This is a genomic window from Paraburkholderia phenoliruptrix (genome assembly GCF_902859825.1).
In the GTDB taxonomy this organism is placed as follows: Bacteria; Pseudomonadota; Gammaproteobacteria; order Burkholderiales; family Burkholderiaceae; genus Paraburkholderia; species Paraburkholderia phenoliruptrix.
On the sequence record NZ_CADIKB010000002.1, the window covers coordinates 353,166 to 366,701 of the forward strand.

12 protein-coding genes are annotated in these 13,536 nt (G+C 65.5%); 8 read left to right on the forward strand and 4 right to left on the reverse strand.

Annotated elements, in window-relative coordinates:
• The first annotated feature begins 357 nt into the window (after positions 1 to 357).
• Positions 358 to 1,959, forward strand: a complete 1,602-nt coding sequence (locus HV711_RS04365; RefSeq protein ID WP_013591316.1) for a peptide chain release factor 3 — start codon at positions 358 to 360, stop codon at positions 1,957 to 1,959.
• Positions 1,960 to 2,112: 153 nt separating this feature from the next.
• Here HV711_RS04365 and HV711_RS04370 read toward each other — a convergent pair whose 3' ends face one another.
• On the reverse strand, positions 2,113 to 2,982 hold the full coding sequence (locus HV711_RS04370; RefSeq protein ID WP_035484574.1) for a LysR family transcriptional regulator: 870 nt from the start codon (positions 2,980 to 2,982) through the stop codon (positions 2,113 to 2,115).
• A 260-nt stretch (positions 2,983 to 3,242) separates the two neighbouring features.
• On the opposite strand from HV711_RS04370, the gene HV711_RS04375 reads away from it, so the two are divergent.
• On the forward strand, positions 3,243 to 5,669 hold the full coding sequence (locus tag HV711_RS04375; RefSeq protein WP_035484573.1) for a bifunctional acetate--CoA ligase family protein/GNAT family N-acetyltransferase: 2,427 nt from the start codon (positions 3,243 to 3,245) through the stop codon (positions 5,667 to 5,669).
• Between the two features lie 137 nt (positions 5,670 to 5,806).
• Here the strand turns inward: HV711_RS04375 and HV711_RS04380 are convergent, their stop codons facing one another.
• Positions 5,807 to 6,352, reverse strand: coding sequence for a hypothetical protein (locus HV711_RS04380; protein ID WP_013591319.1), 546 nt, complete (start codon positions 6,350 to 6,352; stop codon positions 5,807 to 5,809).
• A 94-nt stretch (positions 6,353 to 6,446) separates the two neighbouring features.
• Positions 6,447 to 7,235: an IclR family transcriptional regulator gene (locus tag HV711_RS04385; RefSeq protein WP_013591320.1), complete on the reverse strand. Its 789-nt coding sequence runs from the start codon at positions 7,233 to 7,235 to the stop codon at positions 6,447 to 6,449.
• A 212-nt stretch (positions 7,236 to 7,447) separates the two neighbouring features.
• On the opposite strand from HV711_RS04385, the gene HV711_RS04390 reads away from it, so the two are divergent.
• The 6 genes from HV711_RS04390 to HV711_RS04415 all read left to right on the forward strand — a co-directional run bounded on the left by HV711_RS04390 (position 7,448) and on the right by HV711_RS04415 (position 12,793).
• Positions 7,448 to 7,774, forward strand: coding sequence for a UxaA family hydrolase (locus HV711_RS04390; RefSeq protein WP_035484571.1), 327 nt, complete (start codon positions 7,448 to 7,450; stop codon positions 7,772 to 7,774).
• Between the two features lie 42 nt (positions 7,775 to 7,816).
• The gene (locus HV711_RS04395; protein ID WP_051224706.1) at positions 7,817 to 9,130 is read left to right on the forward strand and encodes a UxaA family hydrolase; all 1,314 of its coding nucleotides are present in this window, start codon (positions 7,817 to 7,819) and stop codon (positions 9,128 to 9,130) included.
• 51 nt (positions 9,131 to 9,181) lie between these two features.
• Positions 9,182 to 10,222 (forward strand): aldo/keto reductase, encoded by a 1,041-nt coding sequence (locus HV711_RS04400; RefSeq protein ID WP_035484568.1) that lies wholly within the window; start codon positions 9,182 to 9,184, stop codon positions 10,220 to 10,222.
• A 7-nt stretch (positions 10,223 to 10,229) separates the two neighbouring features.
• Positions 10,230 to 11,060 (forward strand): amidohydrolase family protein, encoded by an 831-nt coding sequence (locus tag HV711_RS04405; protein ID WP_014972699.1) that lies wholly within the window; start codon positions 10,230 to 10,232, stop codon positions 11,058 to 11,060.
• A gap of 56 nt (positions 11,061 to 11,116) precedes the next feature.
• Positions 11,117 to 11,860 (forward strand): SDR family oxidoreductase, encoded by a 744-nt coding sequence (locus HV711_RS04410; protein WP_013591325.1) that lies wholly within the window; start codon positions 11,117 to 11,119, stop codon positions 11,858 to 11,860.
• An 84-nt stretch (positions 11,861 to 11,944) separates the two neighbouring features.
• Entirely contained in the window at positions 11,945 to 12,793 is an 849-nt protein-coding gene (locus HV711_RS04415) for an ureidoglycolate lyase (protein ID WP_013591326.1), read from the forward strand.
• A gap of 46 nt (positions 12,794 to 12,839) precedes the next feature.
• On the opposite strand, the gene HV711_RS04420 is transcribed toward HV711_RS04415, so the two are convergent.
• Positions 12,840 to 13,274 carry a PaaI family thioesterase gene (locus HV711_RS04420; protein ID WP_013591327.1) on the reverse strand — a complete coding sequence of 145 codons (435 nt, stop codon included), beginning with the start codon at positions 13,272 to 13,274 and terminating at the stop codon, positions 12,840 to 12,842.
• Between the last annotated feature and the right edge of the window lie 262 nt (positions 13,275 to 13,536).

Genomic DNA, 13,536 nt, shown 5'->3' on the forward strand with positions numbered 1-13,536 from the left:
GTCCGGCGGCGCGGGCTGACGCTTGCCCGCGCCGACGGGGCCCGAAGCCGTGCGCGCCGCGTGAATCGCGCTTCGCGGGCGCCTTGTCCGCCCCCAGCCGCCCGCCCCGTCGCGGGCGGCTTTCCCACGTCCGCCGTGGCGCGTGTATCATTCGTTCCCTGCGCTGTTCTGCGCTGGCGATTATCCGTATTGTCGAACGTTCGTTCCCGACCTGTTTTCCGACGCGGCCCCGTTGCCATAGTGATGCGGGTTCCCGACCCGACTCGCGCAGCTCGACGCCGCCGCGCCACGCGCGGCAGCCCGGAGGCCATCCGCTTCCGGAGACCGCCGAACCCCTATCTGTGACCGCCCGACCCGATGTCAGTCTCCGAACTCAAACGCCGCCGCACTTTCGCGGTCATTTCCCACCCGGACGCGGGTAAGACCACGCTGACCGAAAAGCTGCTGCTGTTTTCGGGCGCGATTCAGATCGCCGGCACCGTGAAGGGCCGCAAGAGCAATCGCTACGCGACGTCCGACTGGATGGAAATCGAGAAGCAGCGCGGCATTTCGGTGGCGAGTTCGGTGATGCAGTTCGAGTACGGCGACGCGGTCATCAATCTGCTCGACACGCCGGGTCACGAAGACTTCTCCGAAGACACGTACCGTGTGTTGACCGCGGTCGACGCCGCCGTGATGGTGATCGACGGTGCGAACGGTGTCGAAGCGCAAACGCTCAAGCTGCTCGAAGTGTGCCGCAGCCGCAAGACGCCCATCGTCACGTTCATCAACAAGCTCGACCGGGAAGTGCGCGAACCGCTCGAACTGCTCGACGAGATCGAGCAGCACCTCGGCGTCGCGGCCGTGCCGTTCACGTGGCCGATCGGCATGGGCAAGGAATTCCAGGGCGTCTACGACATCCAGCGCGACCAGGTTCGCGTCTTCCGCGCCGGCCAGGACACGGCGGGCGGCGCGGTAGAAACGCTGCAGGCCTTGAGCGATGAGGAAGGCGAGCGCCGCTTCGGCCATAGCTGGGTTCGCGCGAAGGAGGAAATCGACCTGATTACGGGTGCTACGCCGGACTTCGACCGCGAGCAGTTTCTTGCCGGCCAGCAGTCGCCGGTGCTGTTCGGTTCGGCGATCAACAATTTCGGCGTGAAGGAAATTCTCGACGCGCTGGTCGACCTGGCGCCGCCGCCGTCCATGCGCATGACGGTGCAGCGTCCGGTGATGCCGGACGAGCCCAAGTTCACCGGCGTCGTGTTCAAGGTCCAGGCGAACATGGATCTGGCCCACCGCGACCGCGTCGCGTTCATTCGGGTCTGCTCGGGGCGTTTCGAGCGCGGCATGGCCGTCAAGGTGACGCGCTCGAACAAGACGTTCCGCGCAAACAACGTGGTGACGTTCCTGTCGCAGCGGCGCGAGACGGTGAGCGAGGCGTATCCCGGCGACATCATCGGTATTCCGAATCACGGCACGCTGAGTCTCGGCGATACGTTGACGGAAGGCGAAGCGCTTCAGTTCGTCGGGCTGCCGTTCTTTGCGCCGGAAATTTTCCAGACGGTCGAAGTGGTCGATCCGATGCGCGCGAAGCAACTCGGCGAGGCGCTGAAGCAACTCGGCGAAGAAGGCGCGATTCAGGTGTTCCGTCCCGAAGTGGGCGGGTTGATGATTCTCGGCGCCGTCGGCCAACTGCAGTTCGAAGTGGTGTCGCACCGGTTGTCGACGGAATACAAGGTCGACGTGCGCATGGCGCCCGCGCGCTACCGCATGTCCCGCTGGGTCACGTGCGACGATCCGGCCGAACTGCGCCGCTTCACCGATTCATACGCCGCGCGCATCGCGCTCGACGCATCGGACGCGCCGACCTACCTCGCCTCGCATGTGTCGGAGATCGAGGTCGCGCAAAAGGCGTGGCCGAAAATCGTGTTCAACGAGCTGCGCGAGCATTCGGGCGCGCCGTTCAAGAAGGCGATGTAAGCGGCGCAAGGCCGGAGTCCACAGGCGCTCTTATGCGCGCGGAGCGGCATGTCCGACAAGGCAAAGCCGCGTGCTGCAGTCATGCAGCACGCGGTTTTTTTATTGCGGGTTGATCCGGCGGCATACGGCGAGCGCATGACGGGCGGCGCGACGTCAGCCCATCTTCATGACCGCTTCGCGTAGCCAGCCGGCGAACGCCTGCACATATTCGAGCCCGGCGTGCTGCGACGCGACGTCGAGCCAGTAGCCGAACGGGCCGGCCACTTCCACCTCCGAGAACTGCGCGAGACTGCCGTCCGCCAGTTCCTCGACGATCATGTTCCTATCGACGATAGCGAGGCCTGCGCCCTTGCGCGCCGCGCGGATCGCCTGTTCGAGCGTCGAAAATTCGATGCCGTTTTCCGCGTAGCGCGCGGGCAAACGCGCCGTGGCGAGCCAGTTGGGCCACAGGTCGAGCCTCGCGTCGTTGTGCAGCACGTGCAGCGCCGGCATGTGTTCGAGCAGCCTGTCGAGCGGCTCGCCGAGCAACATGGGCGCGCCGACCAACACGTGGCGCTCGGTCATCAGCAATTCGGAATGCGCGTCGGGCAGCGCGTGACGGCCAAAGCGGATATCGCAATGGCAGTCCGCGGTCGGCTCGGTGCGGATCGACAATTCGACGTCCGGCATTTCGTTGGCCAGCGAACCGAGCCGCGGCGAGAACCACTGCGTTGCGAAGGTGGGTGGCACGGCGACCACCAGACGCCGCCGGCCTTTGGCGGCGGTGATCTGACGGAAGCCGCGCTCGATGGTATCGAACGCGTCGGACAGACAAGGCAGCAACTGGAGGCCTGCCGGCGTCAGGCGAATGCCTTTGTGATCGCGCTCGAAAAGCTTCGCGCCGAGCGATTCCTCGAGCAGCTTGATCTGCCGGCTGACGGCGCCTTGCGTCACGCACAGCGCGCTCGCCGCGCGGTTGAAGCTCATGTGGCGCGCAGTTTCCTCGAAAAAACGCAACGCGATGAGCGATGGCAAGCGTCGCATACCTCACCTTCTGTCTCTTGATCCTCCGCAACGGTGCGGCCGGTGTCGGCGCGCGGAGCGCCTGCAATTGTCGCACTGAAGCGCGCTATTTTGCCTGCGCGCGCTAAAAAAATCCCGATGCACGGTCGCGCGAATCCACCGCCGGTTGATCGGCGCCATCAGCGCGTTCTGGAAGCGCCGCGCGATCCCGTCAGTTCGCCTATCCTGACGAAGACGCGCGCTCACGCCCGAGCGCTGCGCCCTTTCACTGCGGAGTGCCTGTGACCGTTCGCAATCTCGACGCGTTGTTCCGACCGAAGTCCGTCGCCGTGATCGGCGCTTCCGAGCGGCCTGGCAGCACCGGCGCGATGGTGTGGGCGCGCGTGCTGGAAGGCGGCTTCGACGGGCCGCTGTGGCCTGTGAACCCGAAATACGACACGCTGGGCGGCCACGCGGTGATCCATGATGCCGGCGACTTGCCGCAAGCGCCCACGGTCGCGCTGATCTGCACGCCGCCCGCGAGTTGGCCGTCGATCATTCGCAAGCTGGGCGGATTGGGCACGCGCGCGGCGATCATCGTCGGCGAGGTGCGCTCGGATGACGACCGGCTCGCCTTGCGGCATGCGCTTTCGGCGGCGCGGCCGAACCTGTTGCGGATCGTCGGGCCGGGTAGTCTGGGCGTGGTGTCGCCGACGCTGCGCGCGCATCTCGGCGCGCCGTCGTGCACGGTGAAGGCCGGCGGCGTCGCGTGGGTGTCGCAGTCGAACGCGTTGACGAATGCGGTGCTCGGCTGGGCGCATGCGCGCGGCCTGGGCTTCTCGCACGCGGTCGCATTGGGCGACGAGGCCGACGTCGACGCGGGCGACGTGCTCGACTATCTGGCGAGCGACCCCGGCACGCGGGCGATTCTGCTCGAACTCGACAGCGTGCGGGCGGCGCGCAAGTTCATGTCGGCGGCTCGCGCGGCGGCGCGCAACAAGCCGGTGCTCGCGCTGCGCTCGGGCCGCGCCGATCCCGCGGACGCGCTCTACACCGCCGCATTTCGTCGCGCCGGCATGGTGCGCGTGGATGCGCTCGACGACCTGCTCGACGAAATCGAGACGCTCGGCGTGGGCCGCGTCGCGGCGGGTGCGACGGCGACGCTGATTACGAGCGACCGTGGCCTCGCGACGCTCGCGTGCGACGCCTTCGCGGCCGCCGGCGGAACGCTCGCGCCGTGGCCGGACGAGGCATCCGAGGCGTTGCGGCAAGCTCTGCCGCACGCGGTGGGCGGCAATCCGCTGCGACTCGGCGACGACGCACGTCCCGAGCATTTCGGCACGGCGCTGAAACTGCTCGCCGAGCATCGCGGCACCGGCACGGCTTTCGTCGTGCATGCGTCGACACACGGCGCGCCGGTCGGCGAGGTCGCGCAGGCGCTGATCGAGAATCAGCGGTTCGCGTATCGCGGTCTGCTCGCGTGTTTCTTCGGCGGCGTGGATGCTGCGACACGCGACGCACTGCATGCGCAAGGCATTCCGGTTCACACTACGCCGCAGCGGCTCGCCCGCGCGTTTGCGCGTCTCGTCGATTACCGGATGGGGCGCGAATTGCTGATGCAAACGCCGGAAGGCTTACCGGCTGACGTGCCCGACGCAATCGACGCCGCACAGGCGCAGGCGCGCGCGGCGCTGGCGGCAGGTGAGCGCCAACTAACCGGAGAAGCCGCAGCGCGCCTGCTTGAGCGCTTCGGCCTTGAAATCGAAGCGGCGCGTGCCGATACGGATTCGGAGGCTAAGGAGTCTCAGCGAGAAGCCAGCGATTGCGCCGACAGCAATGCGGAGTCGCTGCGCAAGCCCGTGGTGGACATTGCCGTCGAGCTTCATGACGACGACAACTTCGGCCCGGTATTCCGCTTCACGGCGCCTTCCGCTGACGGCGTTTCCGAGCCGCTGCGCATCTACGGTTTGCCGCCGCTCAATCCGACGCTCGCGCGCGACATCGTCACGCGTTCGCCGTATGCGCGGCTCGTCGCGCCGGAGCCGGCGCTGGCGGCGTTGACGGCGCTCTCGCAAGCCGTCTGCGACGTGGGCGAGATTGTCGGCCTGCTGCTCACGCTGCGCGTGTACCGCGATCACGTGACGATAGTCGATCCCACGCTCGCTATCGCGCCAACGCGCAGCCGTCTTGCGATCGTGCCGTATCCGCGCTGCTTCGAGGAGACGCTCGACTGGCAAGGTCTGCGGGTGACGGTGCGGCCGATCCGCCCGGAAGACGAGGCGGCGCACCACGATTTCGTCGAAGCGATGACGCCCGAAGATTTGCGGCTGAGGTTTTTTGGAGCCGTGGGCACCTTCGATCACTCACAGCTCGCGCGCATGACGCAGATTGACTATGACCGCGAAATGGCGCTGATCGCGACCGTGCAGACGGACGAGGGCGTGTCGCGCACGCTCGGTGTGGTGCGCGCCGTCGCCGACCCCGATAACGAGACGGCGGAATTTGCGGTGGCCGTCCGTTCGGACCAGAAAGGCCGGCGGCTCGGGCGCCTGCTGACGGACCGCATCATCCGCTATGCGCGGGCGCGCGGCACGCACTGGCTTGTCGGCGAGGCGCTGCGTGAGAACACCGCGATGATCGCGCTCGCCCGAGCGAGCGGTTTCACGATGACGCCGACGGAAGACCCGGGCGTGGTGGGATTCCGGATGGCTTTGGATGAAGGCGTGTGAGCGCGCCTGACGACGGAGGGATTCTTGACTTACCGCTTCAGTGTCGGACAGACAGCCGCGCGCTGACAAAACCGCCAAATGTTCGGACGTTTCTTCAAGGTCTCGCAGCGGAAGGGGTCCTGACCGACGCCGAAGACCTAGGCCGCCAACTTTCCCGCCGCCTCATCCACTTGCGCACGCGTCACCGCCAGCTCGTCGAGCCACGCATCCGCATACACGGCGCCCGTTTCGCGCTCCAGCCGCGCGATTGTCGCCGCACAACGATTCGCGTCCTTCGGCGTCGCGATAAACGACTTCACCGACTGCCCCGCCTTGAACGCATCGAACAGCGGCACGCGAATGTCGTCCGGCAGCGGGCGCGCGGTCCATTGATACGGCTTGCCGTTGAAAGTGAACGACGGCGGCAGCACACGTTCCTTCTTGGCCGCAGGAATCAGCCCATAAGTGCGGGCCGCTTCGCCGATCTGCTCAGGCGAAAACAGCTCGTCCGGGCTGATGTCGAATTGCTGGATGAAAGACTCGATGGTCTGCATCGCGGCCGCGCGATCGTCGCGGCGCTTCTGCGCATGAGCGACGATGTCGCGCAGTTCGTCGGCTTCTTCGGGTGTGATCGTGAAGCTCGACTGCTTCTGCTGAAGTTCGGAAAAACGCTGGAATTCGGAGTCGGTCAGAAGTTTCGCCATGGCTTATCGAGGAGCGCGCACGAATGACTTCACGCGGCGTCGTTTTTGAGAGGGCCGCCATTCTAAACCATCTACGGCTCGCTTCAGATCTGACTTACACCGCCTGCTCGCGAAACATCGACAATGCCTGGACCGTCTCGCGCAGCAGCGTGGTGGCGGCGGCGAGCGTAGGCGCGACATATTCGTCAATACGCTTGAGATACGGGCACGTGAGCGCCGCGATTGCCTGGCCGGACGGTCCGAGAATCGGGAAAGTGACGTCCGTCACGCCGAACGTCTGCTGACTGTCCTTCTGCGAATAACCCGCCGCGCGAATCCGCTCGCATACGGCCTCCAGCGCATCGCGGTCTATCGTGACCTCGCCCTTGACCTTGGTGTGCTCGGCGAGCATTTGCGCGCGTTGTTCGACGGTCTGGAACGCGAGCATCACGCGGCCCGAGCCCGTGTCGATCAGACCGACCCGCGAGCCGAGCCGCACCGACATGCCCCAGGTGCCGGGGCCGTCCACTTGCGCGATGACGAGCAGATTGCCGCGATCGTAGACGGCCAGGTGACACGACTGTTCGGCGGCATCGGCGAAACGTTGCATCAGCGGCAAAGCTTCGGAAATGAGCCGGTTCATCGGCGGATGGCGATGCGCCAGCGCATACAGCTTCAGGCTCAGCGAATAGCGGTCGCCGCCCTTCGAGCGCACCACGTACTGCCGCGCGACCAGACGCTCGAGCATCCGGTACATCTCGCTGGCGTTGCGCCCGAGCAGCTTGGTGATCTCGGCGCGCGTCAGCCCTTCTTTCTGCTCCGCCAGCAGCTCGAGGATGTCGAGGCCTTTGTCCAGCGCAGGCGCGCGATAACGGTCGGCATCGTCTTTGTCTTCTGCGTCCATCGTGGGCGGATTCCGTGGGCTGTTCTCGGTAGCTGGGGCTTGAGTGTAAGTGCGGCGCGTGTTTCCGTGCACCCCGAGGCGTCCAGGGAAAACACGGACGCTTGGTGCAGTGCACATTCCTTGACTTCAAAAAATCCGCATATGAATAATACGTTCATTGATGAATAAGCGCGCGCCCCGGCCGTTAGTCAACGGCCTGACGGAGAACTGATTTGACGAGCCGTCCAACGGAAACCGATCCGCGACTGATTCTGCTCAGCCCGGATGACAACTGCCTGATCGCGGCGGCGCGGCTCGACGCCGGCACGCAACTCATGATCGAAGGCGAGCGCGTCACGCTCGCGCGAACCATCGACCTCGGGCACAAGGTGGCGCGCCGCGGCCTCGCAAAAGACGACAAGGTGCTGCGCTACGGCGCCGTGATCGGTCACGTGACCGAGGCCGTGCAGCGCGGCGAACATCTGCATACGCACAACCTCGAAAGCGATTACCTGCCGACTTACACGCACGACGCGGGTCATCAATTCGTACATCACTGATTCGCGCATAACGACGCGGCCTCGCGTCGCGCGGGAACGATCATGACCGACATAACCGTAGTAAGCGCCCTGACGCAACCGCCGATGCTGCAAGGCTACCTTCGCAGCGACGGCCGCAAGGGCATCCGCAATGTCGTCGCGGTGGCGTATCTCGTCGAGTGCGCGCATCACGTGGCGCGCGAAATTGTTACGCAGTTTCGCGCGCCGCCCGACGCGTTCGAGGACGCCATCGCGGCGCATGAGCCGCCCGTCCATCTGATCGGCTTTCCGGGCTGCTATCCGAACGGATACGCGGAGAAAATGCTCGAGCGGCTCACCACGCATCCGAACGTTGGCGCGGTGCTGTTCGTTTCGCTCGGATGCGAGAGCATGAACAAGCACTATCTCGTGGATGTGGTGCGCGCGAGCGGCCGCCCCGTCGAGCTGCTGACCATCCAGGAAAAGGGCGGCACGCGCAGCACGATTCAGTACGGCGTCGACTGGGTGCGCGGCGCGCGCGAGCAACTCGCCGCGCAAAAGAAGGTGCCAATGGCGTTGAGCGAACTGGTGGTCGGCACCATTTGCGGCGGCTCCGACGGCACGAGCGGCATTACCGCGAATCCTGCCGTGGGCCGCGCGTTCGATCAGCTGATCGACGCGGGCGCGACCTGCCTCTTCGAAGAAACGGGCGAGCTGGTGGGCTGCGAGTTCCATATGAAGACGCGCGCGGCACGGCCGGAGCTCGGCGACGCGATCGTCGAGTGCGTCGCAAAGGCGGCGCGCTATTACTCGATTCTCGGCCACGGCAGCTTCGCGGTCGGCAACGCGGACGGCGGCCTCACCACGCAGGAAGAAAAATCGCTCGGCGCGTATGCAAAAAGCGGCGCGTCGCCGATTGCGGGCATCGTCAAACCCGGCGATATTCCGCCGACCGGCGGTCTGTATCTGCTCGACGTCGTGCCCGACGGCGAGCCGCGTTTCGGCTTTCCCAACATTAGCGACAATGCGGAAATCGGCGAGTTGATTGCTTGCGGCGCGCATGTGATTCTGTTCACGACGGGGCGCGGTTCGGTGGTCGGTTCGGCGATCTCGCCTGTCATCAAGGTGTGCGCGAACCCCGCTACGTATCGCAATCTGTCGGGCGACATGGATGTCGACGCCGGCCGCATTCTGGAAGGACGCGGCACGCTCGACGAAGTGGGCCGCGAGGTGTTCGAGCAGACGGTGGCCGTGTCGCGAGGCGCGGCGTCGAAATCGGAAATGCTCGGGCATCAGGAGTTCATTCTCACGTACAAGACGTTCGAGCCGGTCGGGCCCGCGTGCCTGCCCTCGAGCGCGGCCGTGCGTCCGCGCGTGGTGCCGCTCGAGCAGCACTGAGCGTGGGCGCACACTGTGATAAAAAGGACCTTCTAATTGGAGACGTGGCAAATGACCGCAACGAACGGTTCGAAAGTCCGGCAGCGGCGCCGTGTAGGCCGCGGCGCATTGAACGTGACAGGGTTAAGCCTCGGCACCGCGCCGCTGGGCGGCCTCTATCGCGATCTGTCGGACGAAGAGGCGAATGCGACCGTCGCCGCCGCGTGGGACGCCGGCGTGCGCTACTTCGACACCGCGCCGCATTACGGCAACACGAAGGCGGAGCATCGGCTCGGCAACGCGTTGCGCCACTATCCGCGCGGCGAATATGTGCTGTCGACCAAAGTGGGCCGCCGCTTCGTGCCGCGCACCACGCCTTACGAGGGCAAGGAAGGCTGGCAGAATCCGCTGCCCTTCGAAGCGATTTACGACTACACGCACGACGGCATTCTCCGTTCGTTCGAAGACAGCCAGCAGCGGCTCGGCATTATCGACATCGACATTCTGCTGGTGCACGACATTGGCCGCGTCACGCACGGCGAGGACAACCCTCACTACTGGCGGCAACTGACTGAAGGCGGCGGTTTCCGCGCGCTCGACGAACTGCGCTCGGCCGGCGCGGTGAAGGCGGTCGGACTGGGCGTCAATGAAGGCGCCGTGATATTGGACGCGATGGCCGAGTTCGATATCGATTGCGCGTTGCTCGCGGGCCGTTATACGCTCCTCGAACAGACGACCCTCGACGACCTCTTGCCGGCATGCGAACAGCGCGGCGTCAGCATTCTGTTGGGCGGCGCGTTCAACTCGGGCATTCTGGCGCGCGGCGTCGGGGGCGATCTGAAATTCAACTACGGCGAGGCGCCGCGCGAAGTGATCGAGCGCGTTGCGCGGCTGGAAGCGGTGTGTCGCGACCACGGCGTGCCGCTCGCCGCCGCGGCCTTGCAGTTTCCGTATGCGCATCCGGCGGTCGCCACCGTGCTGACCGGCGCGCGCAGTGCCGACGAATTGCGCGAGAACGCGGCGTCGTTCGAGTTGCCCATCCCCGCGGCCTTGTGGTCCGCGCTGCGCGAGGAGGGCCTGCTCGACGCCCGCGCGCCCGCGCCAGAGGACTGATCTGACGATGCATATCGATGCCCACCAGCACTACTGGGACCCCGCCCGCGGCGATTACGAGTGGCTCACGCCGGAACTCAAGATTCTGTATCGGCCGTTCGGCCCGGCGGATCTCACGCCGTTGCGGGAAAGAGCGGGCATCGGCAAGACGGTGGTCGTGCAGGCGGCGCCGACCATCGACGAAACGCGCTATCTGCTGGACATTGCGCGCGATGAGCGGTCCATTGCGGGGGTGGTCGGCTGGGTACCGCTCCTGCTGCCCACCGCGCCCGCATTGATCGGCGCGCTCGCCGAGGAGCCGAAGTTCAAGGGAGTGCGGCCCATGCTGCAAGACCTGCCCGACGATACCTGGATCGCCAATCCCGATCTCGCGCCGGCCGTCGAGGCGCTCGTCGCGCACGACCTCGCTTTCGACGCGCTGATCTACGCGCGGCACGTCGACCATGTGGAAACGTTCGCGCGGCGCTTTCCGGCGCTGCGCATCGTGGTCGATCACGGCGCGAAGCCGCCCATCCGCTACGGTCAGGCCGGCTGGCAAACCTGGGCCGATGCAATCGCCCGGCTTGCGGCGCTGCCCAACCTGCAATGCAAGCTCTCCGGCCTTGCGACGGAAGCCTCGCCGGGCTGGACCGAGGACACGCTGCGGCCCTACGTCGAGCATCTGCTCGCCACGTTCGGTCCGGCGCGCCTCATGTGGGGCAGCGACTGGCCCGTGCTCGAACTCAATGGCGATTATCTGCTGTGGCACTCGGTGGCGAACACGCTGCTTGCTTCGCTTTCCGAAAGCGAGCGCGAAGCGGTTTTTGGCGGCAACGCCGCCGCGTTTTATCGACTGTGACGTAACGAAGACAAACACAACCAGGACAGGTTAAGCCCATTCAACTGGAGCCGTAGATGACGCAAAGACTGGCCGGGAAGACAGCATTGATTACCGCGGCGGGGCAAGGCATCGGCCTCGCGACCGCCGAAGCATTCGCACGCGAGGGCGCGCGCGTGATCGCCACCGACATTCGCATCGACGGGCTCGCCGGCAAGCCGGTCGAGGCGCGCAAGCTGGATGTACTGGACGGCGATGCGATCAAGGCGCTGGCCGCCGAACTCGGCCCCATCGACGTGCTGTTCAACTGCGCGGGCTTCGTGCATGCGGGCTCGATCCTCGAATGCAGCGAAGAGGATTGGGATTTTGCGTTCGACCTCAACGCGAAGGCGATGTACCGGATGATCCGCGCGTTCCTGCCCGGCATGCTGGAGCGCGGCGGCGGGTCGATCATCAATATGTCGTCGGCGGCGTCGAGCGTGAAGGGCGTGCCGAACCGCTTTGCCTACAGCGCGTCGAAGGCGGCGGTGATCGGGCTGACCAAGTCGGTCGCCGCGGACTTCATCACGCGTGGTATACGTTGTAATGCAATCTGCCCCGGCACGGTGTCGTCGCCGTCGCTCGAACAGCGGATCGCCGCGCAGGCCGCGGCGCAAGGCGCGACGCTCGAAGCCGTGCAGGCCGCATTTGTCGCGCGCCAGCCGATGGGCCGTATCGGCAAGCCGGAGGAGATTGCCGCGCTCGCGCTGTATCTCGCGTCGGACGAGTCGTCGTTCACAACGGGGCACGCGCATGTGATCGACGGCGGCTGGTCGAACTGAGCATGCACTGAGAACGCGCCCGCATGAGCCGGCGCCGCTTGACGAACCCACCGAACACCACTGAAACCAGAGGAAAGTGCAACGATGAAACTGCTTCGTTACGGGCCGAAAGGCCAGGAAAAGCCGGGCTTGCTCGACGCGCAAGGCAAGATTCGCGATCTGTCCGGCGTGGTCGCCGACATCGACGGCGCGGCGCTGAGCGACGCGGCGCTCGCGAAACTGCGCGCGCTCGACCCGGCGAGCCTGCCGGTCGTGGAAGGCAACCCGCGCATCGGTCCGTGCGTCGGCAAGATCGGCAAGTTCATCTGCATCGGCTTGAATTACGCGGATCACGCGGCAGAATCGAATCTGCCCGTGCCCGCCGAACCGGTGATCTTTAACAAGTGGACGAGCGCGATTTCCGGTCCGAACGACGACGTGGAAATTCCGCGCGGCTCGAAGAAGACCGATTGGGAAGTCGAACTCGGCGTGGTGATCGGCAAGCCGGCCAAGTACATCGACGAGGCGAATGCGCTTGACTATGTCGCCGGCTATTGCGTGATCAACGACGTGTCGGAACGCGAATGGCAGATCGAGCGCGGCGGCCAGTGGGACAAGGGCAAGGGCTTCGACACCTTCGGCCCGATCGGCCCGTGGATGGTTACGCGCGACGAAGTCGCCGATCCGCAGAACCTCAGCCTGTGGCTCGAAGTGGACGGTCACCGCTATCAGAACGGCAACACGAAGACGATGGTGTTCGGCGTCGCCAAGCTGGTTTCGTATGTGTCGCAGTGCATGAGCCTGCAACCGGGCGACGTCATTTCCACCGGCACGCCGCCGGGCGTCGGCATGGGCGTGAAGCCGGATCCGGTTTATCTGAAGCCGGGCCAGACCATCCGTCTCGGCATCGAAGGTCTCGGCGAGCAAACGCAGAAGACCTACGCGGCGGAATAAGCCGTCCCGGAGCGGCGTCTGCAGTTGGAGCCGCGGTTCCTGGCGTTCAGCTCGCCGGTTCGTGGTCGCCGTTCTCGCCGATCCGGTTGACCGTGCCTTGCGCGACCGCGACGAGTTTCTCGCGGTTGCCGTCCATCACGAAAATGTTGCATTGGCAGGTCGCCTGATGGCGGCCTGCATACACCACTTCCGCCCGCGCGATCAGCGTGCCGTTCACGGCCGGCCGCAGATAGTTGATCTTGTATTCCCCCGTTACGACCTTCGGCCCGAGCGAGAGCGCACCGGCAAAGGTCAGCGCGTTGTCGGCGAGATAGCTGATCACGCCGCCATGCACGAAGCCATGCTGCTGCCGCAGCTCGTCGCGAATCGGCAGGCTGAGTGCGATTTCGCCCGTGCCGGTGTACATCAGCTCGGCGCCTAGCAGCATGCTGAACGGCTGGGCATGCAATGCGCCGCGCGCCCGGTCGAGTAGGTCAGTCATTGTGATTCCTTCGAGGAAGGCCCGCGGTGGCATCGCGCACGAGGGTGCGCTCGTCGGTCCCTACCCACTCTAGGAAGCGCCGACGCACGCCGTCAAGGTGAATCGGAAATATCTGCACGGCATTGTTGCGCGGAATAGCGACAATTCGGGCGCTGACCCACGTCAATGCGACGCAAATGCGAGGTAAGCGCGGCGTAGGACGATCCTTGACGGATTTGACCTTCAGCAAGCCCGCATGCTGCCGTAAACCCTGACGTAGTTC